General features: G+C 64.3%; 27 protein-coding genes. 9 read left to right on the forward strand and 18 right to left on the reverse strand.

Annotation, left to right across the window (positions count from 1 at the left end; genetic code table 11):
- The first annotated feature begins 46 nt into the window (after positions 1-46).
- Together NCG91_RS21800 and NCG91_RS21805 are read left to right on the forward strand one after the other, a co-directional pair.
- Positions 47-778 (forward strand): CPBP family intramembrane glutamic endopeptidase, encoded by a 732-nt coding sequence (locus NCG91_RS21800; RefSeq protein WP_251351172.1) that lies wholly within the window; start codon positions 47-49, stop codon positions 776-778.
- A gap of 35 nt (positions 779-813) precedes the next feature.
- Positions 814-1,353: a gamma carbonic anhydrase family protein gene (locus tag NCG91_RS21805; RefSeq protein WP_251351173.1), complete on the forward strand. Its 540-nt coding sequence runs from the start codon at positions 814-816 to the stop codon at positions 1,351-1,353.
- A 4-nt stretch (positions 1,354-1,357) separates the two neighbouring features.
- Here NCG91_RS21805 and NCG91_RS21810 read toward each other — a convergent pair whose 3' ends face one another.
- The 9 genes from NCG91_RS21810 to NCG91_RS21850 form a co-directional block, all read right to left on the reverse strand.
- Positions 1,358-1,717 (reverse strand): hypothetical protein, encoded by a 360-nt coding sequence (locus tag NCG91_RS21810; protein WP_251351174.1) that lies wholly within the window; start codon positions 1,715-1,717, stop codon positions 1,358-1,360.
- A complete protein-coding gene (locus NCG91_RS21815; RefSeq protein WP_251351175.1) occupies positions 1,699-2,094 on the reverse strand; it encodes a helix-turn-helix domain-containing protein in 396 nt (131 codons plus the stop codon). The genes NCG91_RS21810 and NCG91_RS21815 overlap by 19 nt, the downstream gene beginning before the upstream one ends.
- A 75-nt stretch (positions 2,095-2,169) precedes the next feature.
- Positions 2,170-3,090: an acyl-CoA desaturase gene (locus NCG91_RS21820; protein ID WP_251351176.1), complete on the reverse strand. Its 921-nt coding sequence runs from the start codon at positions 3,088-3,090 to the stop codon at positions 2,170-2,172.
- Positions 3,090-3,407, reverse strand: coding sequence for a DUF3144 domain-containing protein (locus NCG91_RS21825; RefSeq protein ID WP_092712778.1), 318 nt, complete (start codon positions 3,405-3,407; stop codon positions 3,090-3,092). The genes NCG91_RS21820 and NCG91_RS21825 overlap by 1 nt, the downstream gene beginning before the upstream one ends.
- Before the next feature lie 71 nt (positions 3,408-3,478).
- Positions 3,479-3,949 carry a gluconokinase gene (locus NCG91_RS21830; protein ID WP_251351276.1) on the reverse strand — a complete coding sequence of 157 codons (471 nt, stop codon included), beginning with the start codon at positions 3,947-3,949 and terminating at the stop codon, positions 3,479-3,481.
- Between the two features lie 38 nt (positions 3,950-3,987).
- Complete coding sequence (gene yfiB / locus NCG91_RS21835; protein ID WP_251351177.1) at positions 3,988-4,491, reverse strand: outer membrane lipoprotein YfiB; 504 nt, start codon at positions 4,489-4,491, stop codon at positions 3,988-3,990.
- A 16-nt stretch (positions 4,492-4,507) separates the two neighbouring features.
- Entirely contained in the window at positions 4,508-5,767 is a 1,260-nt protein-coding gene (gene dgcN, locus NCG91_RS21840; protein ID WP_251351178.1) for a diguanylate cyclase DgcN/YfiN, read from the reverse strand.
- A gap of 8 nt (positions 5,768-5,775) precedes the next feature.
- The gene (gene yfiR, locus NCG91_RS21845; RefSeq protein WP_251351179.1) at positions 5,776-6,357 is read right to left on the reverse strand and encodes a regulatory sequestration protein YfiR; all 582 of its coding nucleotides are present in this window, start codon (positions 6,355-6,357) and stop codon (positions 5,776-5,778) included.
- 195 nt (positions 6,358-6,552) lie between these two features.
- Positions 6,553-8,205 (reverse strand): Na+/H+ antiporter, encoded by a 1,653-nt coding sequence (locus tag NCG91_RS21850; protein WP_077402630.1) that lies wholly within the window; start codon positions 8,203-8,205, stop codon positions 6,553-6,555.
- A gap of 194 nt (positions 8,206-8,399) precedes the next feature.
- Between NCG91_RS21850 and NCG91_RS21855 the strand changes: the two genes are divergently transcribed.
- The 4 genes from NCG91_RS21855 to NCG91_RS21870 all read left to right on the forward strand — a co-directional run bounded on the left by NCG91_RS21855 (position 8,400) and on the right by NCG91_RS21870 (position 13,336).
- Positions 8,400-9,698, forward strand: a complete 1,299-nt coding sequence (locus tag NCG91_RS21855) for a cytochrome c (protein WP_251351180.1) — start codon at positions 8,400-8,402, stop codon at positions 9,696-9,698.
- A gap of 16 nt (positions 9,699-9,714) precedes the next feature.
- Positions 9,715-10,182 carry a (2Fe-2S)-binding protein gene (locus NCG91_RS21860; RefSeq protein WP_034782880.1) on the forward strand — a complete coding sequence of 156 codons (468 nt, stop codon included), beginning with the start codon at positions 9,715-9,717 and terminating at the stop codon, positions 10,180-10,182.
- Positions 10,175-12,493: a xanthine dehydrogenase family protein molybdopterin-binding subunit gene (locus NCG91_RS21865; protein ID WP_251351181.1), complete on the forward strand. Its 2,319-nt coding sequence runs from the start codon at positions 10,175-10,177 to the stop codon at positions 12,491-12,493. Before NCG91_RS21860 ends, NCG91_RS21865 begins: the two co-directional genes overlap by 8 nt.
- 177 nt (positions 12,494-12,670) lie before the next feature.
- Positions 12,671-13,336, forward strand: coding sequence for a dienelactone hydrolase family protein (locus tag NCG91_RS21870; protein WP_077402643.1), 666 nt, complete (start codon positions 12,671-12,673; stop codon positions 13,334-13,336).
- A 9-nt stretch (positions 13,337-13,345) separates the two neighbouring features.
- Here the strand turns inward: NCG91_RS21870 and fghA are convergent, their stop codons facing one another.
- From fghA to NCG91_RS21910, 8 genes are all read right to left on the reverse strand, one after another.
- Positions 13,346-14,212: an S-formylglutathione hydrolase gene (gene fghA / locus NCG91_RS21875; protein ID WP_285817200.1), complete on the reverse strand. Its 867-nt coding sequence runs from the start codon at positions 14,210-14,212 to the stop codon at positions 13,346-13,348.
- Positions 14,213-14,284: 72 nt separating this feature from the next.
- Positions 14,285-14,794, reverse strand: a complete 510-nt coding sequence (locus NCG91_RS21880) for a hypothetical protein (protein ID WP_251351182.1) — start codon at positions 14,792-14,794, stop codon at positions 14,285-14,287.
- 35 nt (positions 14,795-14,829) lie between these two features.
- The gene (locus NCG91_RS21885; protein WP_251351183.1) at positions 14,830-15,693 is read right to left on the reverse strand and encodes an NAD-dependent protein deacetylase; all 864 of its coding nucleotides are present in this window, start codon (positions 15,691-15,693) and stop codon (positions 14,830-14,832) included.
- A 48-nt stretch (positions 15,694-15,741) separates the two neighbouring features.
- Positions 15,742-16,413, reverse strand: coding sequence for a signal peptidase I (lepB, locus tag NCG91_RS21890; protein WP_251351184.1), 672 nt, complete (start codon positions 16,411-16,413; stop codon positions 15,742-15,744).
- 160 nt (positions 16,414-16,573) lie between these two features.
- On the reverse strand, positions 16,574-16,819 hold the full coding sequence (locus tag NCG91_RS21895; protein WP_251351185.1) for a hypothetical protein: 246 nt from the start codon (positions 16,817-16,819) through the stop codon (positions 16,574-16,576).
- The gene (locus NCG91_RS21900) at positions 16,816-17,070 is read right to left on the reverse strand and encodes a hypothetical protein (RefSeq protein ID WP_251351186.1); all 255 of its coding nucleotides are present in this window, start codon (positions 17,068-17,070) and stop codon (positions 16,816-16,818) included. Before NCG91_RS21900 ends, NCG91_RS21895 begins: the two co-directional genes overlap by 4 nt.
- A gap of 126 nt (positions 17,071-17,196) precedes the next feature.
- On the reverse strand, positions 17,197-18,825 hold the full coding sequence (locus tag NCG91_RS21905) for an oleate hydratase (protein WP_354004633.1): 1,629 nt from the start codon (positions 18,823-18,825) through the stop codon (positions 17,197-17,199).
- Positions 18,826-18,905: 80 nt separating this feature from the next.
- Positions 18,906-19,445, reverse strand: coding sequence for a GNAT family N-acetyltransferase (locus tag NCG91_RS21910; protein ID WP_180278577.1), 540 nt, complete (start codon positions 19,443-19,445; stop codon positions 18,906-18,908).
- 81 nt (positions 19,446-19,526) lie between these two features.
- Between NCG91_RS21910 and NCG91_RS21915 the strand changes: the two genes are divergently transcribed.
- Both NCG91_RS21915 and NCG91_RS21920 read left to right on the forward strand, forming a co-directional pair.
- Positions 19,527-19,919, forward strand: coding sequence for a VOC family protein (locus tag NCG91_RS21915; protein ID WP_251351188.1), 393 nt, complete (start codon positions 19,527-19,529; stop codon positions 19,917-19,919).
- A 415-nt stretch (positions 19,920-20,334) separates the two neighbouring features.
- Positions 20,335-20,937, forward strand: a complete 603-nt coding sequence (locus NCG91_RS21920) for a DUF5710 domain-containing protein (RefSeq protein ID WP_251351189.1) — start codon at positions 20,335-20,337, stop codon at positions 20,935-20,937.
- Between the two features lie 213 nt (positions 20,938-21,150).
- Here the strand turns inward: NCG91_RS21920 and NCG91_RS21925 are convergent, their stop codons facing one another.
- A complete protein-coding gene (locus NCG91_RS21925; protein ID WP_251351190.1) occupies positions 21,151-21,735 on the reverse strand; it encodes a DinB family protein in 585 nt (194 codons plus the stop codon).
- A gap of 236 nt (positions 21,736-21,971) precedes the next feature.
- On the opposite strand from NCG91_RS21925, the gene NCG91_RS21930 reads away from it, so the two are divergent.
- Positions 21,972-22,889: an HDOD domain-containing protein gene (locus NCG91_RS21930; protein ID WP_251351191.1), complete on the forward strand. Its 918-nt coding sequence runs from the start codon at positions 21,972-21,974 to the stop codon at positions 22,887-22,889.
- The last annotated feature ends 245 nt before the right edge of the window (positions 22,890-23,134 follow it).

Raw genomic sequence — 23,134 nt, forward strand, 5'->3', positions numbered from 1 at the left:
TGCGCCCGTGCCCGTTGGCACTATCGAACGATTGAACGATTGAACGATGCCCGAGATCACTTCCCTGGCGCAGTATCTGCTGGCGATCACGCCCGCCTTCCTCGTCTGCGCCGCCTTGCTGCTGGCCGTTCCCCGGACGGTGCCGCTGCTGCGCGTGCTCGTGCACATGCTGTTTTTCGTGCTGGCGCGCGACGCGATGACGGCGCACGGCTATTGGCAAGTGGCGGCGGGCGGCTTGCGTTTCACGGCGCCGCCGCCGGTCTTGCTGGCGCTGGGGGCCATGTCGCTGGGCCTGGTGGCGAGTACTTGCTGGCTGGAAAGCGAGGCGCGCCGCCAGATCCGCTGGCTGGGCATGCGGCCGGTCCTGTCCGTGTTGCTGGGCGTGGCAGGCGCGTGCGTGATCATTGCCCTGGCGACGGGCTTGAAAGCCCTGTCCGGCTTGCCGTCCCTGGCACCCGTCGCGCCATCCGCGCTGCCCTTGCTGCTGGGCTTTGCGCTGGCGGCCAACTGTTATGAGGAATTGCTGTTTCGCGGCTTGCTGCAGCAGCAATTGCGCGCCTGGCTGCCGGCCTGGCGCGCGGCGCTGGTGTCTGGCCTGCTGTTTGGCCTGTGCCACGCTTTTCTCGCCACCACCGTCACGCAGGTGGGCGCGCCCATCCTTGTGTTCACCGTGATCGAAGGCGTGGTGGCGGGGCTGGTATATTGCCGTGCCGGCTTGCTGGGCGCATCCCTCGCGCATGGGCTGGCGATTTTTGCGCTGGCCGCCGGCTGGGTGTGAAACCTGTTGTTTAATGTTAAAGAAACGAGAAGACAATGCCTGTAAGCTCTTACCTGAATACCCGTCCCGTGCTGGGCGAGCGCGTCTACCTGCATGACACGGCGCAAGTGATTGGCGACGTGCAGATCGGCGACGACTGTTCCATCTGGTGCAACAGCGTGCTGCGCGGCGATGTCAACCGCATCGTCATCGGCGAAGGCAGCAATATCCAGGACTTTTCCATGGGCCACGTGTCGCACAGGAATGCGGCCAAGCCCGACGGTTCACCGTTGACCATCGGCAAGTACGTCACCATCGGCCATTCCGTGATCTTGCACGGCTGCACCATCGGCGACGCGTGCCTGATCGGCATGGGCAGCATCGTCATGGATGACGTGGTGGTGGAAAAACACGTGATGCTGGGTGCGGGCAGCCTGGTGTCGCCGGGCAAGGTGCTGGAAAGCGGCCATTTGTACGTGGGCCGTCCCGCCGCCAAGGTGCGCGCACTGACCGAGGCCGAGATCGCCTACCTGCGCTATTCGGCCGAGCACTACGTGCGCGTGAAGAACAATTACCTGGCGGGCGAGCCGGGCTGATGCGTCAAGCTGGCGCCGTGGCCAGCGCATTGATGCGCGCCGCCATGGCGCGCGCGTCAGGCACGCCCAGTACCAGGCGCGCCCACTTTTCGCCCTGCAATTCGATGACCAGCGGCTGCGTGCCGCGCGTCATGAAGACAAACTGGCGGTCGCCCCCCTTGTGGTAGGTGCCCGCCGAAATGACGCCAGGCAGGTTGGTGCCCGGGGCGCGCAAGCCCAGGGCCGTGCCGCGAAAGCCGTCATCGTCGGTGGCGCCCCGCACATGCTGCAGGGGAATACGCAGGTTGCCGTGAAAGGAGGCCAGCTTTTCCCACAGGGCCAGGCTGATGGTCAGTGCATCGTCGTTCAATTCGAGGACAGGCATGGTGTCTCCTTTGGTGGTTGATCCAGATGGCTTAACAGGCGTTCGCCCAGCAGGCGGGCCGTCCCGGCGCCCGTGTCCTGCACGGCGGTGCGGCACAGCGCCGTGATGGCGGCGTCGGAGGGCGCCAGTTCCTTCAAGGCGATGATCAGCAAGTCGACCGCTTCTTCCCGCGCCGGCCAGCCAGGCTGCAGCGCCTGCGCCAGCACGCGCTCGAACAGATGGCGCTTGGAGCCGAATGCCTTGTACAGGCTGCCGCGCAGCAAACCGGTCGCCTTGACCAGGTCATCGATCGATGCGGCGTTGTAGCCCAGGCTGCCAAAGACGGCGGCAGCCTGGCTGATGACGGTCGTTTCGTCGAAGTTGCGCGGTCTGGCCATGGTACGTAAGCAATGCGTGCGGCGGGGCGGGATGTCCCGTATCTGCTTACACTATAGGCATTGGTGAACGATTGGTCAATAACTATCAGTGGGCAACCGTTGGCGCAGTTCCGGCCGCGGCGCCAGGTCATGCGGCAGGCGCAGGCCGGAGACGAGGCCCAGGCGCCGCAACAGCAGCAGCATCCACCAGCCCGGGTCCCATTCGCCCGGCAGCAGGCCCAGCCTGGCTGAACCCGGATACGCGTGATGGTTGTTGTGCCAGCATTCGCCCATGGTCAGCAGCGAGGTCAGGCGGATATTCCGACCTTGCACGGCGGCGCCGTCGACATGAAAGTGCATTTGCCCATGGTTGTGGGCGAAGTAGCCGATCAGCCAGTGGCCCAGCACACCGGCGCTGACCCGCGCGCAGACGCCCCAGCAGACGTAGCCCCAGCCGCCCCAGGCGTAGAACAGCATGGCCCACGGCAGTTGCTGCAGCATCCAGGTTTTTTCCAGGAAACGATAAAAGCGGTCGTGCGCGATGCGCGGCTCGATGGCGATGCGCGGCGGGTGGGTGAGGTCCAGGCGGCAGTGGAGTTGCCACCAGGCATCGCGCCAGAAGCCGGCGCCGTGGCGCAGATACGGGTGGCAATCGGGCAAGCGCTGCGCATAGTCGCGCAGTTCGTGCTGGCGCAGCAGGCCCAGCGGGCCGCTCAGGCCCACCAGCACGCCCAGGTAGACGAGTACATATTCCAGCCATTGCGGGCATGCGAAGCTGTCGTGGATCAGTTTGCGGTGGCTGCCCAGCGAGTGGCCGAACAGCAGGACGATGGCCGTACTGACGATAAACAGCGCCACGCCCGTCCAGCTGAAGAAGAACAGGGCGCCAGTCACGGCGCCGGCCAGCATGGCCGTCAGCCACAGCGATGGCAGCGGTGCGTAGCGCACCACGCCGTCCAGCACTTCGCCAGCGTGGCTGGCGCGGACGCGGTGACTGTCCAGGCTGGCCGTTGGCATCAGCCCTTGGGGGCCGACGACGGTTGCGTGTACTTGTCGAAGTTGGTGATGTAATCGTTGAAGTTGTCGGTCAGCATGCGCTTGTACTGTTCCGTGAAGAAGGCCACGGCGCCTTCCTTCTCTGCCTGCATCTTGGCCACGTCGTTGCTCTTGCTGGCGACGAGGAAGGCGTTGAAGCGGGCTGCCGCGTACAGCAGCGAGGTGGCCACTTCATTGCCGCCGCTGTGCATGCATTGCTCATTGGCCAGGGCGATGACCTGGTCGGCGCGTTCCCAGAATTCCGGGCCCGGTGCTGGTTTTGTCGTTGGTGTGCTCATAGAAATCCCTCATGAAAGTGCGCGCCAGTCTACACAGGGGGCCGCGGGCTGTCCAGCCGCACGGCTGCCAGTCAGGGCGTTTGCAGGATCCGTTCGAGCAGCGCGGCCAGAGGCTGGCGGATATCGAGCACGATGCCGGCCTCGTCCGCCTGCAGCGGTTGCAGGGTGGCAAGCTGGCTGTCGAGCAGGCTGGCGGGCATGAAGTGGCCCGGGCGCTGCAAGCGGCTTTCCAGCACGGCGCGCGGGCCGTCCAGGTGGACAAAGCGCAGGGCCGGATCGCCTGCGCGCAGCACGTCGCGGTAGGTGCGCTTCAGGGCCGAGCAAGAGACGACGAGGCCGCTGCCTTGCGCGCGCGCCGCAGCGATGCGTTCGCGCAGGGCGGCCAGCCAGCCGGCCCGGTCGGCATCGTCGAGCGGGATGCCAGCCGCCATCTTCGCCACGTTTTGCGGGGAATGCACGTCGTCGCCTTCCACGTAGGGCACGTGCAGGGCGTCGGCCAGCAGGCTGCCGACGGCGCTCTTGCCGCAGCCGGACACGCCCATCACGACCCAGCGCACGGCGGGCACGTCCAGGTTCAAGGTCAAGGCGCCGAGACGATGACGGTGACGCGGCGGTTTTCCGCCTTGCCCGTCTTGCTGGCGTTCGAGGCGACCGGTTTGCTCATGCCCAGGCCCTTGACGGTGATGTTGTCGCGCGGAATGCCCGATGCACTCATGGCGTCGGCCACCACGTTGGCGCGCGCCAGCGACAGCTTGTTGTTGTACGCTTCCGTGCCTTCGTTATCCGTATGGCCTTCCACGCGCATGTGGGTAATGCCCACTTTCAGCAGGGCGGCGCTGATTTTCTGGATGGCGTTGCGGCTCGGTGCCGTCAGCTTGGCGGCGTCGAACTCAAACAGCAGCTTGTCCGTAAAGCTCAGTTCCCAGCCTTCGTCGGTCTGGTTGAAGCCTTGCTCCTTCAAGGTGGCGACTTGCTCGGCGTTGAACAGCGGTTTGATTTCTGGCGTGCTCTGGCAGGCGGCCAGCAGGCCCAGCATGAACAGACCGAGGACGCCGCGGCGTAATTGTGTGTAGAGAAATTGCATGGTGTTGCTCCTTGGTTCAGGGATGAATATGGGGTTGCGGCAGGCGCGCCACCTGGCGCGTGCCGCGCTGCGCCTGCTTGGCGCGGTACATGGCTTCATCCGCCGCGCCCACCAGCGAGACGGCGTCGATGGCGTGGTCGGGGAAGACGGCTACGCCGATGGTCAGCGAGCTGACGATACTGTTGCCAGTGGGCAATTCAATGGCTTGCGCCATGGCGGCGATGATGTTGTCGGCGATGTGCATGGCGTCGCTGCTGTTGCGCAGCGGCTTGAGCAGGATGGCGAATTCGTCGCCGCCCAGGCGCGCCACCAGGTCGCCCTCGCGCAATTGCTGCTTGATGCGCGCGGCGATCGTCACCAGCACCCGGTCGCCCGAGGCATGGCCGAAGGTATCGTTGATGTATTTGAAGCGGTCGCTGTCGAGGAACAGCACGGCCACCTTGCCATTGCCGACCCGCGCTTCGAGGATGGCGCGTTCCAGCTCCGCTTCCATGAAGGCGCGGTTCGACAGGCCCGTCAGGCTGTCATGGTTGGCGCGGTGCGACAGCGAGGCGTTTTCCTTTTGCAGATGGCTCTGCCATGCTTCCAGTTCGTCGAGCAGGGCGTTGAAGTCGTCATTGATCTGGTTCAACTCGGCAATATTGGCTGGCGGCACGCGCAATTCGAACGAGCGGTCGCGCCGCACGCGGTGGGCCGTTTCCGCCAGGTGGCGCAGGGGCGACGTGATTTCCGTTTCCATGCGGCGCGACAGGCGCACGGCGACGGCCAGGCTGAGCACCAGGCAGGCGAGCAGGCAGGCCAGGCCGCTGAGCAGGAAGGGCAGCAGGCTGCGGCTGTGCGGCACCAGAGTGATGTTGCCGATGGCCTGGTCATTGCGCGTGATGGGGAAAGTCAGCGAATCGGGCAGCATCCAGCCCGTCAGCGCGCGTTCGATGTAGTAGCGCGTGCCATGTTGCCCCCGTTCCCAGCGGGCCAGCACCTTGCCGGCCGTGTCGCTCACTTGCGCCTGGTCAATATCTTCATTGACGCCGATCAAGGCCAGCGCTTCCCTGGCGGCCTGGGAATCGCCAAAGACGACGGCCCCTTCCACCGTGTAGCTCATCGAGCGGGCCACCAGGCGCAGGTTCTGGTCCGAATACACGCGCAGGGCCAGCAGCGCCACGGCCGTCAGGGTCAGGCCGGCCGCCAGCACGGCGATCAGCGACACGCTCAGGTGGGCGCGCCGCAGCACGCTGTCGAGCGTAGGGCGGGGCGTGCGGGCAGGCTTGGTGCTCATGCGGGCGCTCATGGCGGCGGTCCCTTGCGACGTGCAATTTGCAAGGCGTTCGGATGCACGCGCAGGCCGCTGCGGGCGATGGCGTCGAGGTTGACGTCAAAGCCGATCTGCGCCTCGTTCAGGCGCAGGCAGAACATGGTGCCTACGGTGCACGACGTGCCGGGTTCGGCGACCGATAAAATCGGCTTGCCGATGAGCTGCGCCAGCAAGTGCTCGCGCTCTCCCTCGGGCAAGCTGCCCAGGTAGACGACGTCGCATTCGCTGGCCGCGCTTGCCAGCGCCGGGATTTTCACGCGGATGCGCTGGCCCAGGCTGGAGGCGGGCGTGTCGACGATGGCCGCGCCATAGCGGGGTGCACCGACCATGCAGACGCGCACTTCCTGGCGCGCCACGGGCCAGCGCACATAGCTGACGATGCCAAACAGGACCTGGGCCACCTCGGCGGGACGCCTGGCGTCGGCCGCCGCGCCCGCTTGCGCCCACGCCGCAGACGGCGCCAGCGCGGTGCCGGCGAGCAGCGAAGCCAGCAGCACGACAGCAAACAGGGCTGGCGGCGCGGAGCGCTGCCGGTGGCGGGGGGAGGAGGGCACGGCGTCGGTGTCTTTATTCGGGTCGGGTGGCTACTTATACTGTTACTCAGCAACACAGACTCTACGGAAGTCCCGGTTGAAAGTAAATCACGGCGCTACGCCATACAACCTTGCATTATAAACACGAATGTGAAAACTTGCATTCTTTGCCATGAGAATTACTTGTCAACACTGCCGTGGCACGCCAGAGTGTTGCTATTCTTCCAGTGTCGCTTCCAGCAAGTCGATTTCGCGCAGCAGGCGCAAATGGATGGTGTCGTCCAGTTCGCCAGAAATGCGGCGGCGGAACAGTTCATCGCGCTCCGCATTCAGCGCTTCCAGGCGCAGCGCGCGCTCGGCCTTGGCCAGTTCCTGCAAGCGCATCGCCTCGTCGTTGCTGCTTTCGCCATACGCGAGGCGGCGCCGGTAGGCTTCGATCAGGCGGTTGGCCGCTTCCGTGACGACTTGCTGCTTGTCATTCTTGTCGATGCCTTCGCACACTTTTTCCAGCCGCGCGATGGCCGCTTCGGCGGCTGCGGCGCGGGCATTGCGCTCTTCCGTCGAACGGCGCGCGGGCGGCGCGAACACCAGGCCCTTGGTCAGCAGGGGCAGGGTGACGCTGGCCAGCAGCAGCGACAGCAGGATCACGCCCATGGCCAGGAAGATGACGAGGTCGCGCGCCGGGAAACGATTGCCATCGGGCAAGAACAGGGGCAGGGTCAGGATGCCGGCCAGGGTCAGCGCGCCGCGCACGCCCGCGAACGACGCCACCAGCAGCAGGCGCAGGCTGGGGCGCGCCAGCAGCGCCGCATCCTTCGGTTCGCCCGCGATTTTCTTGTGGTGCTTGAACAGGGTCAGTTTCATGGAAATGAAGACCCAGAGGAAACGCATGAAGGTCAGCCCCACCGTGATGGCGATGACGAACAGGGGCAGCTTCCAGGCGCTGCCGGCGCCGATTTCGGCGGAGGCGGCCGGCAAGCCGGCCACGGTGGCGGGCAGCTGCGCGCCCAGCATGACGAAGATCACGCCGTTCAAGACCAGTTGCACGGTATCCCACACGGCCTTGCGCTGGGTGCGCGTGGCGGCCAGCGGACGGCCGATCAGGTCGGCGTAATGCATGGACACGCCCGCCGTGGCGGCGGCCAGGATGCCGGAACCGTGGATTTGCTCGGCGCCCAGGTAGGCGGCGAACGGAATCAGTATGCTGATGAGGATTTGCAGGCCCGGCTCTTCGCCCACCTTGCTCACCAGCCATTTATTCGCCAGGCCCACGCCCCACGAGATGGCCAGGCCGATGACGATGCCGCCGCCCGCTTCCTGCAGGAAACTCAGCGAGGCGGCGCCGATGGAAAAGCCGCCCGTCATCATGGCGCCCACGGCAAACGTGAAGCAGACGAGGCCCGAAGCGTCGTTCAGCAGCGATTCGCCTTCGAGGATGTGCATCAGGCGCGGCGGGATCGGGTTGCCGGCGGCGATCGCCGAGACGGCCACGGGATCCGTCGGCGACAGGATGGCGCCCAGCGCGAAGGCGACGGCCAGCGGCACGCTGGGGATGAGCCAGTCGATGAAAAAGCCCATGCCCAGCACGGTAAACAGTACCAGGCCGATGGCCAGCATCAGGATCGAGCGCGCGTCGGAAAAGAAGGCGCCCTTGGGGATGCGCCAGCCGTCGAGAAACAGCAGCGGCGGGATGAAGAGCAGGAAGAAAATGTCGGGATCGAGCGGCACTTGCACGCCAAACAAGGCCAAACCCGTGCCGCCGGCGATCTGGATCAGGGGCAGCGGCAGCCTGACCCAGCGCGAGCGGGCGAGAAAGCCGCACAGGACGACGGTCAGGACGAGGATGAGGATGATGGTAACGGTATGCATGAAGGAGCGGCGGCGTGCTGAAACGCTGATTATAAGGCGCAGCCCGCCTGCGGCGTTGCCTGCGTGTCATTGCGTACATACAACAAGTCACAATCGCGGTAAGATTGTCACTGTGGCCCTGTTGCCGCCGCCGTTGGCCGGCGGCCCGTGCGCCTTGCTTACACCCTGGCCTTTACTTTTCACTGGTTCCTGTTTTGCTCAAGAAAATCTTCACCGGCCTGCTGTTGTCGCTGGCATTGCTCATCGTGGCGGCCCTGGCCGCGTATCTGTATTACTGGCGCCCCGCGCTGGCGCCCATCGATCCGCCTGCCGCCACGGCATTTTCCCCGCAAGTGGTGGAGCGGGGCCGCATCCTGGCGGGCATGGGCAATTGCGCCGCCTGCCATACGGCCAGGGACGGCGCCGATTACGCGGGCGGCCACGGCCTGGCCACGCCGTTCGGCACGATCTACGCGACGAATATCACGCCCGACCGGCAAACGGGCATCGGCCGCTGGTCGCTGGCCGCCTTCCAGCGGGCCATGCGCGAAGGCGTGGGCCGCGATGGCGCCCATTTGTACCCCGTTTTTCCGTACACCCATTTCAACCTCGTCTCGGAGGCTGACCTGACGGCCTTGTACGCGTATTTCATGACGCGCCCGCCCGTGTATGCGATGGCGCCCGCCAACAGCGTGCCGTTTCCCCTGAACCTGCGCCCCTTGCAGGCAGGCTGGAAACTGCTGTTTTTCAAGCCAGCGCCTTTCCAGCTTGATCCTGCGCAAGGACTGGACTGGAACCGGGGCCGCTACCTGGCCGAAGGCCTGGCCCATTGCGCCGCCTGCCACACGCCGCGCAATGCGCTGGGCGCCGAGCTGGCCGGTTCGCCCTATCTGGGCGCGGCCATCGACCACTGGTATGCGCCGGCCTTGACCAGCGCCAACACGGCCCCCTTGCCATGGACGCAGGACGAGCTGTACGCCTTCCTGCGCACGGGCGCGACGGCCCTGCACGGCGTGGCGGCAGGGCCCATGTCGGCCGTCGTGCACGAAGGCATGGGCGCCTCGCCCGATAGCGATATCCGCGCGCTGTCCGTATATTTTGCCGGCGTGGCCGGCGCTGAACAACACCAGGTCGATACGGATGCCGTGGTCAAGGCCGGCATCGCCCGCTCGCAGAGGGTCAGCCTGGTCGACAACGACCGTGGCGCCAGCCTGTACGTGGCCGCCTGCGCGTCGTGCCACTCGAACAGCGATGGCCGGCCCGTGGCTCTGCGCCCGGAACTGAGCCTGAACAGCGCCGTCAGCGCGCCCGATCCCGCCAACCTGATCCAGGTGATATTGCACGGCATCAGCAAGGATGCGGCCATGCCCGGCGTGCTGATGCCCGGCTTTGCCGCCTCGCTGACGGACAATGACGTGGCCCAGCTGGCCGCCTATCTGCGCCGCAGCCGCAGCCACCAGCCGGCCTGGACGAACCTGGAAGCGGCCGTGGCGCGCACGCGCGCCGGCAAGTAATTCTTGAAAGTTTCTTATGTATAACATTACCGTGAATGGCCAGCCCTTCGGCACCGAGACCGACGCCGAGACGCCCCTGCTGTGGGTGCTGCGCGATGAAGTCAACTTGAAGGGCACGAAGTTTGGCTGCGGCATCGGCATGTGCGGCGCCTGCACCGTGCACGTGGATGGCCGCGCCATGCGTTCGTGCATTACGCCGATTGCCGCCGTGGCCGGCTGCGCCATCACCACCATCGAAGGCCTCTCGCCCGATGGCACGCATCCTTTGCAGCGGGCGTGGCTGGCCACGCAGGCGCCCCAGTGCGGCTATTGCCAGTCGGGCCAGATCATGCAGGCGGCCACCTTGTTGAAAGATTATCCGCAACCGACGGATGCGAATATCGATGCCGTCATGAGCGGCAACCTGTGTCGCTGCATGGCGTATGTGCGTATCCGCAAGGCCATCAAGCTGGCGGCCGGCATGCAGGAGGCGCCTGGTGTTTAAGTTGCCGAAAGAAAATTCTGCTGCCCGTCCCAGCTCGCTGGGCCGGCGCGGTTTCCTGATCGCCGCCGCCGGCACGGGGTTTACTTTGGCCTTCCTGCGCGCCGACAGTTCCTTGGCCGACAGCAAGGTGGCACGCGTGCCGCCCGCCAAGCCGGCCGCGCCCGTGTTCGACCCCAGTATCTGGTTCCAGATCGGCCGCGATGGCATGATCACCGTCAATATCGCCAAGGCGGAAATGGGCCAGCATATCGGTACGGCCCTGGCGCGCATCGTTGCCGAGGAACTGGAAGCGGACTGGAGCAAGGTACGCCTGCATTATGTGGACACGGACCCGAAATGGGGCTTGATGGTGACGGGCGGCAGCTGGTCCGTCTGGCAGAATTTCGACCCGCTCAGCCGTGCTGGCGCGGCCGGGCGCCTGGCGCTGGTCGAGGAGGGCGCGCGCCTGCTGCGCGTGCCCGTGTCCGCCTGCCACGCCAGGCTGGGCGTCGTGCACGGCCGGGGACGGTCGATCAGCTATGGCGACATCGTGCGCCGTGGCAAGCTGGCGCGCCAGTACACGCCGGAACAATTGAAAGCCATCGTGCTGAAAACGCCGCAGCAGCGCAGCCTGATCGGCCAGCACGTGCAGGCGCTGGACATTCCCGCGAAAATCAATGGCGCGGCCGTGTACGGCATCGATGCGCAGGTCGAGGGCATGCTGTATGCGCGCCCGAAGATTCCGCCCACGCGCTACGGCGCGAAAGTGGTGTCCATCGATGATGCGGCCGCGAAAAAGGTCAAGGGCTACCTGCGTTCGTTCGCCTTGCAAGATCCCAGCGGCACGGTGCCCGGCTGGGTCATGGTGGTGGCCGAAACGTATGCGGCCGCCGTGCGCGCGGCCGACCTGGTGCAAGTGAAATGGCGGGCCGGCGCGGCGGCCCACGTGGCGGAGCAGGATATCCTCAATTACGCCACCAAGCAGCTGGCCGATGCCAGCCTGGGCGCGCGCGTGGTCGATGACGATGGCGTGGAGCAAGCGTTCAAGGATGCCAGCCTGCAACTGGAGCGCCGCTACACGACCAGCACCGTGCTGCATTTCCAGCTGGAACCCGTGAATGCCCTGGCGCAGGAAATCGACGGCGTCTGGCACATTCATGCAGGCAACCAGTGGCAATCGTTGATCCTGCCCGTGCTGGCGCAGGCGCTGAAGGTGCCGGAGAGCAAGGTCATGCTGCACACCTATCTGCTGGGCGGCGGTTTCGGGCGGCGTCTGAATGGCGATTATTGCGTGCCGGCCGCGCTGGCGGCGCAAGCCGTGGGGCGCCCCGTCAAGATGATCTGCACGCGGGCCGACGATGCCCGCTTCGATTCGCCCCGTTCGCCGTCCGTGCAGCATGTGCGCATGGCGTTCGACGACGCGGGCAAGGTGTCGGCGATGGTGCACGAGGCCAGCGCGGGCTGGCCCACGCAAGCCATGATTCCCGCCTTCCTGGCCAAGGATAAGCAGGGCCATCCGTATGACCCGTTCGCCATCGCCGGCGCCGACCACTGGTATGCGGTGGGCGCGCAGCGCGTGCGGGCCGTGTCGAACGACCTGGCCAACAGCAGTTTCCGCCCCGGCTGGCTGCGCTCCGTGGGCCCCGGCTGGACGAATTGGGCTGTGGAAAGTTTCATGGACGAGGCGGCGCAGGCGGCCAAGGTCGATCCGCTGGCGTTCCGCCTGTCCTTGCTGCAGGCGTCGGGCCGCAATGGGGGCAGTGCGCCGAACGCCGTCGGCGGCGCTGCGCGCCTGGCCCACGTGCTGCAGCGCGTGGCGGACAAGGCGGGCTGGGGCAAGGCCATGCCGCCCGACACGGGCCTGGGCATCGCCGCCACGTTCGGCCAGGAACGCGACATGCCCACCTGGACGGCGTGCGTCGCCCGGGTCAAGGTGGACCGCAGCACTTGCATGGTGAAAGTCGAAAAATTGTTCATGGTGATCGATGCGGGCAGCATCGTCGACCCCGATGGCGCGCTGGCGCAGGCGGAAGGGGGCGCCCTGTGGGGCGTGAGCATGGCCTTGCATGAAGGCACGGCTTTCCTGAACGGCGAAGTGAAGGATACCAACCTGAATACCTACACGCCCCTGCGCATGGCCGATGTGCCCGAGCTCGACATCGAATTCGTTGCCAGCACGCATACGGCGACGGGCATGGGCGAACCGCCCACGACGGCCGTGGCGCCGGCCATCGGCAACGCCATCTTCGCCGCCGTGGCGTCGCGCGTGCGGCATTTGCCGATCCGCCCGGAAGCCGTGCTGAAGGGGCTGGACCGGCACGGCGCCGTATAGTCCTGCCTTGCCGGTGACGATGCGCGAACGGCTGCGCAGGAATGGCCGCGGGCTGCTACACTGAAGTTAGCCGCCCGGGGCACGCAGGCTGTCCCCGGCCCGGCAAGATCAGCGTAAAATCAGCGTACAGCTTGACTTCAGCTTTAGCTTGATCCCAGCTCGATTGCGGAGGCAACCATGCAAGAACAATTTGTCAGCATTACGGCCGATGAACTTCAAATGGATGGCGTGCTTGAAATGCCCGAACGGCCGGTGGGCATCGTCCTGTTTGCCCACGGCGCAGGCGCCGACAGCGACTACCTGGGCGCTTCCAGTCACGCCACTTCCCAGGATTTTTTGCGAGCGGGCATCGCCACCCTGCGCTTCGACCAAGGCGGCGTCGAGCCTGGCGGCGGCAGCAATGGCCACGCGTATTTCGTGCGCAGCGATATCGTGCTGCTGGCGCGCCAGCTGGAAAAAGCCCTGGGCTGGCTGCAGCTCGACCCGTCCACGCGGCGCTTGCCCTGCGGCCTGTATGGCTATGGCACCAGCGCGGCCGTCGTGATGCAGCTGGCGGCCTGGCGCAGCGCGGAAATCGCCGCGCTGGCTGTGTGCGATGGCCAGGTGGAAATGGCCGGCAAGGCGGCGCTGGAAAACGTGCGCGTGCCGTCCCTGCTGATCGTGGGCGGGCGCGACCCCGACGTGGCTGGCCTGAACCGCATGGCGTTCGCCACCTTGCGCTGCGACAAACAACTGGAACAGATCGCCGCCCCTGGCGGCCCCGACACGCGCCACCAGGCCGCCTTGCTGGCGACGGACTGGTACACGCGCCATTTCAACGGGCATACCAGCACGGCGCAGTAGCGCAGCAGATCAGGCGGCGCGCAAGTTCTTCGCATGGAAGCGCACGTGCTCTTCCATGAAGCTGGCGATGAAGTAATAGCCATGGTCGTAGCCGGCATGGCGGCGCAGCTGCAGGGGCTGGCCAGCGTCGCGGCATGCCGCTTCGAAGACGTCGGGGAACAGTTGCTCGGGAAGGAACTTGTCGGCCAGGCCCTGGTCGATCAAGATGCCTTCGGGGAACAGTGGCGGCTGGCCCTGCAGGCCGTGCATCAGCGCGCTGGCGTCGTATTGCTGCCAGCTGGCCTCGTCGCTGCCCAGGTAGCCCGTGAACGCTTTCTTGCCCCACGGACATTGGCTCGGTGCGGCGATGGGGGCGAAGGCGGAAACGGAGCGGAACAGGTCCGGGTTGCGCAAGGCCAGCACCAGCGCGCCGTGGCCGCCCATCGAGTGGCCGAAAATGCCCGTGCGTTGCGCATCGATGGCCAGTTCCTGCTCCAGCAAGGCGCGCAATTCCAGGATGTAGCTGTACATGCGGTAGTGGCTGCTCCACGGCGCCTCGGTGGCGTCCACGTAAAAGCCGGCGCCCACGCCGAAATCCCAGGATTCGCTCTCGCCCGCGACGTTCGCGCCACGGGGGCTGGTGTCGGGGGTGATCAGGATCAAGCCTTCTTCCGCGGCCACGCGCTGCGCGCCGCCTTTGATCATGAACGTTTCTTCCGTGCAAGTCAGACCCGCCAGGTAAAACAGGGCGGGGCGTTTGGTGGCGGCCACGCTGCCTGGCGCCGTATCGGGAATGAAGGCCGAGAAGCGCATGGGCAAGCCGATGGCTTGCGCGTCGTGGCGATAAAAGCGTTGTACTCCGCCAAAACAGGCGTGTTCACTCAACAGTTCCAGCATGAATTCTCCTCGTTAATCTCACAGTATAGCCAGAGTGGGGGAGCGCTGTCATGGGCGGGCGCCGGAGGCGCGTCACCACTTGCAGCCGCTGTCGCCCGTCGCGCCTTTCAGCAGGAAGGGCAGCTTGGCCAGGCCGGTGAATTCCACATTGCCCAGCCGCGGCTTGTAATCGTTGTCGCACCTGGGCCGCGCGGCGCTGGCGATGGCTTGCGCCGTCTTGTTGCTGGTTGTCAATGCTGGCCCGGCAAGGGATGGCCCCTCCTGGCGCGCCGCTTCCCTGGCCTGGCGTTTCAAGGCGTCAAGATCGAGCGCAGCGGGCGGCGGCAATGCTGCGGCGTCGGCAGCGGGCGCGGGCATTGCTGCTGGCGCTGGCGCTGGCGTGATGGCCACGATATGCCGGGGACGCGCCTGGCTTTTTGAGACGGCTGGCGGCAGGGGGCGCGCAGGCCGCGCTACGGGGGCCAAAAACAGCATTTGCGTGCTGCGCTGCGGCAGCAAAGGGGGGGCCGGCAGCTTGTTTGAACGCAGTACTTGCCACAGCAGCACATGCAGCAGCACGGCGATGCCGGCACCGGCCAGCATGCGTGCCGATCCGCGTGGCAGCGGCAGGGACCGCATCAATCCAGCATGGCCGCGAGGAGCGGCAGGGTATCTTGCGCCGGCGCTTCCGTCTTGAAGGCCAGCAAATGGTCGGCGCGCGTCTTGCCCAGGTTGATGGCGGCCACGGGCTTGCCCGTTTCGGCCGCCATGCGGCACAGGCGAAAGCTGGAATACACCATGACGGACGAGCCCACCACCAGCAGGGCGCCAGCTTCCATCATTTTGCGCTCGGCTTCAGCCGCGCAGGCGGCGGGTACGCCATCGCCGAAAAACACCACGTCCGGCTGCAGGGTACCGCCGCAGCGGGGACAGACGGGCAGGTGGAAGGTGGCCAGCTGCGATGGCTCCAGCAAGGCGTCGCCGTCAGGCGCCGGCGTGGCCGTGGCACCCAGCAACTGCGGATTGTCGTGTTCGAGCTGATCCTGGATCAGGCGGCGCGTGTGGCGGGTATGGCAATCGAGGCAGACCACGCCATGTATGCTGCCGTGCAACTCCGTGACTGCCGGACTGCCCGCTTGCTGATGCAGGCCATCCACGTTTTGCGTGACCAGGCCGCCTATTCTCTGGCGCCGGGCCAGTTGCGCGATGGCCAGGTGGCCGGGATTCGGCGTAGCGCGCGCCAGGGTTGGCCAGCCCACCATGCTGCGCGCCCAGTAGCGGCGGCGCACGGCTTCCTGGCGGCGAAAATCGGGGCCTTGCACGGGCGCATTGCCACGCCGCACGCCTTGCGTGTCGCGGTAATCGGGTATGCCGGACGCCGTGCTGATGCCGGCGCCCGTCAGCAGCAGCACGTCGGGATGGCGCCGCAGGAACTGCGCCAGTTGCTCGAGGGCAAGATCGTCGCTGGCGGACCGCAGGCTGGCTGAGGAAAAATTTTGCATGATGCGCCATGCTAACCGAAAAGCATGGCGCCGTTGCAGGAGGGATGTTTATTCCAGCTTCATGCCGAAGCGCTGCAGCCGCGGCTGCCAATGCTCCTGGATATTGGCCGACACGAGGATGCGCTCGGCCTTGCCGATCAGCAACGCGCGCGGCACGAAGCCGAAGTAGCGCGAATCGGCGCTGTTGTCGCGGTTATCGCCCAGCATGAGAAAATGGTCGGCCGGCACCGTCACGGGGCCAAAGCTGCGCGCCGCGCCCGCGATTTGCGGCAAGACCTGGATGCTGTGCTGTTCGGTCTGGTTGCGTTCGCGGATGCGTTGCGCCGTCAGCTGGCCCACGTGGGCGATGGTTTCAGGGGCCGTGTCGAGCGCCGTGTACTGGGCGGGCTGGCCATTGATGACCAGCTGCTCATCGCGCATTTCCACCGTGTCGCCGGGCAGGGCGACGATGCGCTTGATCAGGCGCGTGCCGTCTTTCGGCGAGGAAAAGGTAACGATGTCGCCCCGCTGCGGTTCGCCCAGGCGCTGCAGCACGATATCGGTGAGCGGCACTTTCAGGTTGAAGGCGAGGCGATTGACGAAGACCACGTCGCCTTCGAGCAGGTTGGGGCGCATCGACGCCGACGGGATGGGATTCCAGTCCGCCACGGCCGTGCGGAACACGCCGAACAGCAGGAGGAACATCAAAAAACCTTTGTTGGCGCGCATCCATGTGCTCATGTCGGCTCTTTCGCTGGGCAGTGCCCGTGAGGGTGAAGGGAAGCGCCATTGCTGCTGGCGCCATATCACGATGCACGGCAAGGCTGAAGCCAGTCTTAAATCAACGCAGGCGCGGCCGATGGCGTGACCATTGTTGCGTGCACGCATCACTACGCCGGTTTCAGGGATGCCGGCACGGCGCATGCGCGTCGTCGTCGCCGTTGCGCCGGCGCTTGCCGTGCATCTCGTCCCACAGCTCGCCGAGCGCCACCAGCAAGCCGCCAGCCACGAAGGGGATCGCCACCAGCCAGGGAATACTGTCGAGCCAGGGACCCAGCAGGATGGCCGAGGCCACGGCGATGACGATGGCGCTGCACCAGAAGCGGCGCGGATGCCGGAGCGTGAACAGGTAGTGAAGGTCGTTCATAAATCCTCCTTGGTGAGCAGGCGGAACAGCCGGGCGGCCAGAATGCTGCTGCTGACGGCGATGACGATGCAGCCATCCAGGAAAAACAGCACCTTGCCCACCAGGTGCATGCCCTGCACGAGGTAGACGGGCAATTCCTGCGCTTCCGCCCACTGCGTCATGCGTGCCAGCACGATGGCGGCGGCAAAGATGACGACGGCCAATGCCAGCACCAGCAGCACATGTTCGAACAGGCGTAGCCGCACTTTCATGTTGGACTTTGCAAGATAGATAAGATTCCCGAACCTTGACGTTATCAGTCCATTATCACGGTGCCTTGCGCTGCCACAAAGTCGCGGCCGATAGCCTGAAAACGGCCTTGAGCCCGCAAAATACGGCTATTTGAACGCCTTGATGACGGCGTCCAGCTTGACCTTCAGCGACTTGTCGTGCGCGTGGATGGGCGGCACTGCGCGCTGCACGCTCAGCAACTGGTAGACGGCCGTCTGCGCCGCGCGCACCGAGTATTCCACGGTGAAGACGACATCGTCGGCGATTTCCACGAACTGGCTGACGAAGGCCAGGTTGACGGAGTTGGCCGGCACGGGCAGGGGACGGTCGCTCTTTGCGCGGGGCATGAACATGCTGGTGATGTACGGCATGCGGCAGGGAATGCAGTTCGCCGTGGCCATGAGCTCGAGGTCGAAGTTCAGGTGGCCGCACAGCTCGCGCAGGATATCTTCGCCGCTGCAGTCGGACATGGGCTTGGCGACGAAGTTGCCGATGCGGTCAGGGTGCAGCGCATAGCCCCAGAATACTTGCACGCCCGCGGGCTGGCCGGCGAAATGGGGCTGGTGCGCCAGCACGATGGACATGAGCCAGTTGCTGTCCTTGAATGTGACGAGGCCGCCCGTGCCCGCGCTGTTGCCCGTGAAGCGCTCCATCCTGTCAAAGAAGGCGCTGTCCTTCAAGGTGACCGTGTACGAGGCCCAGTAGGATTCGGGGATGCTGCTGTTGAAGGCGGCGGGACGGCCCAGTTGCGGGCGTCCCTCGGCCAGCTTTTCCCACAGGCGCCAGCCATGGCTGTCGTGCTTCGTGCGCCTGGCGGGCGCGCGGTGCATGCTGCCATAGCTGGACGCATCCGTCATCGATGCATTCTGGAAAAACACCAGGTCGCCCGCGGAGACGGGGACCACGTCGGCCAAGCCGCGGCGCTGGCAGGCAATGGCGGTGGCGCTCAGGCGGCCATCGGATTCTTGCACCTCGATATCGGTCACCGTGCAATCCATGATGAGGTTCACGCCTTGCGCCTGCAGCCAGGCGACCAGCGGGCGCACCAGCGAATCGTACTGGTTGTAGACGGTGCGCTTGACGCCGGCCAGGGTTTCGATGCGCGAAAACTCCAGCATGAAGCGGTGCAGGTAGCGCTTGAACTCGACGGCGCTGTGCCAGGGCTGGAAGGCGAACGTGGTGGCCCACATGGTCCAGAACCGGGTGTCGAAGAATGCGGGCGAGAGCCAGTCCGTGATGGAGCTGCTGCCCAGCGTGTCTTCGTCCGCTTCCGTCAGCTTCAGCAGTTCCAGCCTGTCCTGCATGGAAAAGCCCATGCTGCTGACGTCGACCTTGAAACGGTTGCGGTCGACCAGGCGCGCGCGCGAGTGGGGAAGGTGCAGGTCGTTGAAGGCGATGGTTTCGTCGTAGACGCTCTGGCCCGCATGCTCGAGCGAGGGGATACTCTTGAACAAGTCCCAGGTGCACTCGTAATTGTCGGTGGTCAGCATGCGCCCGCCGCGCAGGGTATAGCCATCTTCGGCATTGCCGCCGCCGTCGAGGCTGCCCCCGGTCACGGGCGACGCTTCGAAAATGGTGATGTTGCTGCCTTGCATGCCGCCGTCGCGTATCATGAAGGCGGCCGCGGCCAGCGAGCCGATGCCGCCGCCGACGAGGTAGGCTTTCTTGTCTGTATTGCGCATGTTGTTCCCTGAGTGTGAGTGCATCCGCGTGCGCGAAAGGCTGGCAAGCGACATGGCCGACGCTGCGCCATATTTGCCTATTTTACAACATCAGGTGAGGATCGCCTGCTTTATGGAGCAGTTGCTCGGTTTTTTCAGGCGCCCGCGTGTTCCTTGCGCCGTTCAAAGTACAGCAAGTCCGACCAGGCATCCTGGAAGCGCATGGCTTTTTCCGAACGGCCATACTGGTGAAAGCCGTTGCGCTGCATGACGGCGACCGAGCCCAGGTTTTGCGGCCGCGCCGTCGCTTCCACGCGCCACAGGTCCAGCGTGCCGAAAGCCTCTTCCAGCAGCAGGGCCACCACGCGCGTGGCGTAGCCGCGTCCGCCGAACCGTTCGCCGATGCGGTAGCCGAGCGTCGCCTTGTTGAAATAGGGGCGCGTGACGGCCGTCAAGTTGACCCGGCCGATGATTTGCCCATCCAGTTTGGCCAGATACTGGTAGGCGAGATCCTGCTGGCGTTCGCGCTGCGCCTGCTCGATGGCGGCGGCGATGGCTTCCTGGTGGTAATAGGATGGCGCGCGCGCCGTGACCCAGCTTTCAAAGTACGCGCGGTTTTCCAGTTCGAAGGCCAGCAAGGCGGGAAGGTCGGCGCTGGAGGGGGCGAACAACTGAAGGCGGTCGAGGTCTGGCATGGGATCGTGTGGGAATGCGATGCGCCATTATAATCAGCTCGCGCATCTCGCCGCACATGCATGAATTCATGAAGGAGCAGCATGCTGTCCCATATCTGTCTCGGCACCAACGACTTTCCCCGCGCTTACGCGTTCTACACTGCCCTGCTGGGAGAGCTGGGCTTGATCGAAAAATTCCATGACCGGGACAAGCCCTGGGCGGGCTGGATGGCGCAGGATGCGCCGCGGCCCTTGTTCGTGCTGACGGCGCCGCACGACGGCTTGCCGGCGGCTCCCGGCAATGGCCAGATGACGGCCTTGCTGGCGGCCAGCCGCGCGCAGGTGGACCGCTGCCACCGGGCCGCGCTGGCGCTGGGCGCCGTGTGCGAAGGGCCACCCGGCCTGCGGCCCCATTACCACGCCCATTACTATGGCGCCTACTTCCGCGACCTCGATGGTAACAAGCTGTGCGTGTGCTGCCACGCCGGGGAATAATTCCGGCCGCTAGTAAACCATCAGATGAAGCTTCTACATTCGTCAAACAAAAGCATACTTCGTCCTCAAATACATTTCCTCATTAGAAAAGTTAGACTTGGTTTGGTCATCAAACTACAGCTAATTTGCATTTGAAAAATTATTGTTTGGGATGATGAATTTTAAAAATAAGAAGATTTTGCATCTGCGATAAGCAGCCTCTGGAATCCGAGTTTCTTATCCATTGGTTTTTTGAGGCCGAGAATATTGTTGCGGTTAATTGATGCATTTAAAAAGCAAGAATTGTTCGGAAGCGGAATTTACCTGGCACTGGCTCGTTATATAATTCAAGGATATTCGGTTGTGCGAAGTCAGTGTTGTGGTGACGCCAATCAATTTTATTATTGACGACTAATAAAAGGTGAGGAGGAACCGTATGGCACGTATTAATCTCAACGTACCGTTTTCTGAGAAAGACGAAGCCAAGCAACTTGGAGCTCGATGGGATGCTACCCTGAAGGTTTGGTTTGTGCCTGACGGTGTGGACTTCAGTGCTTTTGGTCGTTGGCTGCCGACGGTACCGGACGTTAATATTCGATCACAGCGTTATGGTATCGCTCAAACAGAGACAGTTTGCTGGAAGTGCGACGAGTTGACGCGAGTATATGGATTTGTTTTGCCACCAGGGCATCAGACGGTAGAACAGGACGAGGACGGTGTCGATGAATGGTATGAGCACGATAGTTCGGCGATGGCTCTTTACGTTACTGATCTTCCACCTACCGTTATCGCTCGTCTTAAACTGATAACACGTCACTATTACGTGGACTTCAGCAAAACTACCAACAGCTCATATTGGATGAACCACTGTGAAAACTGCGGTATGAAACAAGGCGATTTCGCGATATATTGTGAGCCTGGGGGCGCTTTCTTTCCGATGGACGAGTATGCCACTTCAAAGATTTCACTTCAATCTGTGCATGAGCCATTTTGCTGTAATGGAGATGCCGCGTATGGCGGACTATTCGAAGACAACTGACGATTCGTGGCTGGTATCCGCGCCAAAGTAGGTCATATTTCGCTGCAACCCAACAGTGAAGTTTCCCGCGACAATGGTATCGAGGATTGCATACGTAGCATTGTTCAAGACTTGTAGTGGGTATTCCGATCAACAACTTGCTGCTCTAGCACTATCGTTAGCTGCGATTTCTCTTATTTCAATTGCATCTAAGAAGTTTTCTCATGTTTGCATTCAGCGTGGCCCCCACACGTCGTCTTCCGTCCAGCCCAGTTCCGCAAAATCCTGCGCTCGCTCGCCCGCTTCGCCGGCGCAATAGAATTCGTCGAGCTGGGGCGGCGCGATGCGCGTGCCGGCCAGCATGGCGTGCACTTGCCCCCGGTGGTGGATCTGGTGCTGGAACAAGTGCGCGAGCATGCGCTGGCGCGTGTCGACTTGCGGCGTGTCGCGCAGGATCGTCACGGGCCGCGCCAGGTCGGCATCGCACAGGCTGCGGCAGTGGGCGATCAGGCGCGCGTCGGATGTATGCTGGGCCGCCTGCAGCGTGGTGCAGTCGGTAAATGGCTCGTCCTGTTCAAAGAAGGCATAGCAGTCGGCATGCGGCGCCTCGCCGCGCAGCTCGCGCTCCAGCGCGTCGAGATAAAACCAGTCGCATGTGAGGATGTGGTTCAGGGTGAACTGGATGGTGGGGAAAAAACTGACGCGCGTCGCCTGGAATTCGGCCAGATTTAGCTCGCCGCAGGCTTTCAGCAGGCGGTGGTTGCTCCAGGCGTTGTTGTACGCCTGGGTGGTGACGTAGCGGGCCAGCATGTTGCTCATGATTTACCTTGCAAGGAGGGGAAACTGCGAGAGCGCCACTGTAGCACTTTGCGGCAGGTGGACCAAGGCGGCCACGCCCGCCGCACCGGCACGGCTGTCATCAAGTAAAATCGCGCAGCGGATGTCGCGATAGTGATGCATATAGGGCTGGAAAAGCAATGGGTTGGATAGGAAAATTACTGAACGGCGGCGAAAAAAGCAAGCTTGCGCCAGTCACGGCAGCGGCGGCGCCCGAGATGACACGGCAGCCAGCCACCATCGCCGAAATCGATGCCATCTACTACCGCTGGCTGGCGGCCGCCGGTTCGGCGCAGGCGACAGCGCAGGCCGAACAGCAGATTCTGGACGAATTGACGCGCCTGGCCAGTGAACCGATCGCCGGCGCCGCGCTGGTGCCGCGCATTCCCGCCATCATTCCGCAGTTGATGCGTACCTTGCAAAATGAAAACATGAGCGCGGCCGAGCTGTCGCGCCAGCTGGCCCAGGACGTGCCGCTGGTCGCCGAGGTCTACCGCGAAGCGAACCGGCCCCGCTACCATTCGCGCTACAACGCCAGCCCGTCGATCAACAATATGGAAGGCGCCATCATGCTGCTCGGGCAAAACGGCATGCGCATGCTGCTCGCCCGCGTCGCCTTCCGCCCCATCGTCAGCATGCAGAGTGGCGGGTTGACCATACGCACGGCGCCGCTGATCTGGCGCCAGTCCGAGAAATGTGCGCTGGCGGCCAACCTGGTCGCGCCCGCAATGCAGGCCAACGCCTTCGACGCCTATCTGGCGGGGCTGATGGCCAATGTGGGCCTGGTGGTGGCGTTCCGCCTGATCGACCAGATGCACGCGCCCGATGCCTTCCCGCAATCGGACGCCTTCATTGCCCAGGTGTTTGCGCAAGCGCGCATCTTGTCGGTACGGATCGCCGAATTATGGGAGTTTCCCGAGTCCGTGACCCGCGCGATCGGGCAGGCCGGCGCCGATGACCACGCCGATCCGCAGGCGCAAGCGCTGGCGCTGGGCGACCGCTTGAGCAAGCTGCGCATGCTGGTCGATACTGGCCGCTTTCCTGCCGATGATCCCTTCGTGATGACGGGACTGAGCAAGGCCGAGCTGCAGGTGTTTGACAAGCTGGCCGACGACGAGGACGAGGACGACGAGTGATGGCCGCAGGCCGGTCGAACTGCGCCCCGGCCCGGTAACAGAGTCTTGCGGCCAGGGCCGCGATTGCGTGGTAATCTGGCAACTAAATGAGTGGCCAATGTACCACTCCATCCTGTCGTATGCCCATGCTGCCGAGGAGGTTCCTTGCTTCCATTTCGCCGTTCCATGCTTGCCGCCGCGTGTTTGGTAACAGCGGCGCAGCCCTGCGCCGCCGCGCCGGACACACTGCCCGTCAAACCGGCCTT

This window comes from Janthinobacterium kumbetense, assembly GCF_023703445.1.
Classification (GTDB): Bacteria; Pseudomonadota; Gammaproteobacteria; order Burkholderiales; family Burkholderiaceae_D; genus Janthinobacterium; species Janthinobacterium kumbetense.

Excerpts from the sequence above, each read along its gene's own strand:
- NCG91_RS21880 (WP_251351182.1), bottom strand. The coding sequence starts at position 14,794 with ATGCTGGCCGGTGCCGGCATCGCCGTGCTGCTGCATGTGCTGCTGTGG.
- NCG91_RS21870 (WP_077402643.1), top strand. The coding sequence starts at position 12,671 with ATGCAAGAACAATTTGTCAGCATTACGGCCGATGAACTTCAAATGGAT.
- NCG91_RS21900 (WP_251351186.1), bottom strand. The coding sequence starts at position 17,070 with ATGAAAGTGCGGCTACGCCTGTTCGAACATGTGCTGCTGGTGCTGGCA.
- NCG91_RS21860 (WP_034782880.1), top strand. The coding sequence starts at position 9,715 with ATGTATAACATTACCGTGAATGGCCAGCCCTTCGGCACCGAGACCGAC.
- dgcN (WP_251351178.1), bottom strand. The coding sequence starts at position 5,767 with ATGAGCACCAAGCCTGCCCGCACGCCCCGCCCTACGCTCGACAGCGTG.
- NCG91_RS21930 (WP_251351191.1), top strand. The coding sequence starts at position 21,972 with ATGACACGGCAGCCAGCCACCATCGCCGAAATCGATGCCATCTACTAC.
- NCG91_RS21885 (WP_251351183.1), bottom strand. The coding sequence starts at position 15,693 with ATGCAAAATTTTTCCTCAGCCAGCCTGCGGTCCGCCAGCGACGATCTT.
- NCG91_RS21830 (WP_251351276.1), bottom strand. The coding sequence starts at position 3,949 with ATGGGCGTGTCCGGCTGCGGCAAGAGCGCCGTCGGCAGCCTGCTGGCC.
- NCG91_RS21895 (WP_251351185.1), bottom strand. The coding sequence starts at position 16,819 with ATGAACGACCTTCACTACCTGTTCACGCTCCGGCATCCGCGCCGCTTC.
- NCG91_RS21800 (WP_251351172.1), top strand. The coding sequence starts at position 47 with ATGCCCGAGATCACTTCCCTGGCGCAGTATCTGCTGGCGATCACGCCC.
- NCG91_RS21815 (WP_251351175.1), bottom strand. The coding sequence starts at position 2,094 with ATGGCCAGACCGCGCAACTTCGACGAAACGACCGTCATCAGCCAGGCT.
- yfiB (WP_251351177.1), bottom strand. The coding sequence starts at position 4,491 with ATGCAATTTCTCTACACACAATTACGCCGCGGCGTCCTCGGTCTGTTC.
- NCG91_RS21905 (WP_354004633.1), bottom strand. The coding sequence starts at position 18,825 with ATGTCGCTTGCCAGCCTTTCGCGCACGCGGATGCACTCACACTCAGGG.
- NCG91_RS21910 (WP_180278577.1), bottom strand. The coding sequence starts at position 19,445 with ATGCCAGACCTCGACCGCCTTCAGTTGTTCGCCCCCTCCAGCGCCGAC.
- NCG91_RS21850 (WP_077402630.1), bottom strand. The coding sequence starts at position 8,205 with ATGCATACCGTTACCATCATCCTCATCCTCGTCCTGACCGTCGTCCTG.
- NCG91_RS21920 (WP_251351189.1), top strand. The coding sequence starts at position 20,335 with ATGGCACGTATTAATCTCAACGTACCGTTTTCTGAGAAAGACGAAGCC.
- fghA (WP_285817200.1), bottom strand. The coding sequence starts at position 14,212 with ATGCTGGAACTGTTGAGTGAACACGCCTGTTTTGGCGGAGTACAACGC.
- NCG91_RS21820 (WP_251351176.1), bottom strand. The coding sequence starts at position 3,090 with ATGCCAACGGCCAGCCTGGACAGTCACCGCGTCCGCGCCAGCCACGCT.
- NCG91_RS21825 (WP_092712778.1), bottom strand. The coding sequence starts at position 3,407 with ATGAGCACACCAACGACAAAACCAGCACCGGGCCCGGAATTCTGGGAA.
- lepB (WP_251351184.1), bottom strand. The coding sequence starts at position 16,413 with ATGAGCACATGGATGCGCGCCAACAAAGGTTTTTTGATGTTCCTCCTG.
- NCG91_RS21925 (WP_251351190.1), bottom strand. The coding sequence starts at position 21,735 with ATGAGCAACATGCTGGCCCGCTACGTCACCACCCAGGCGTACAACAAC.
- NCG91_RS21805 (WP_251351173.1), top strand. The coding sequence starts at position 814 with ATGCCTGTAAGCTCTTACCTGAATACCCGTCCCGTGCTGGGCGAGCGC.
- NCG91_RS21810 (WP_251351174.1), bottom strand. The coding sequence starts at position 1,717 with ATGCCTGTCCTCGAATTGAACGACGATGCACTGACCATCAGCCTGGCC.
- NCG91_RS21915 (WP_251351188.1), top strand. The coding sequence starts at position 19,527 with ATGCTGTCCCATATCTGTCTCGGCACCAACGACTTTCCCCGCGCTTAC.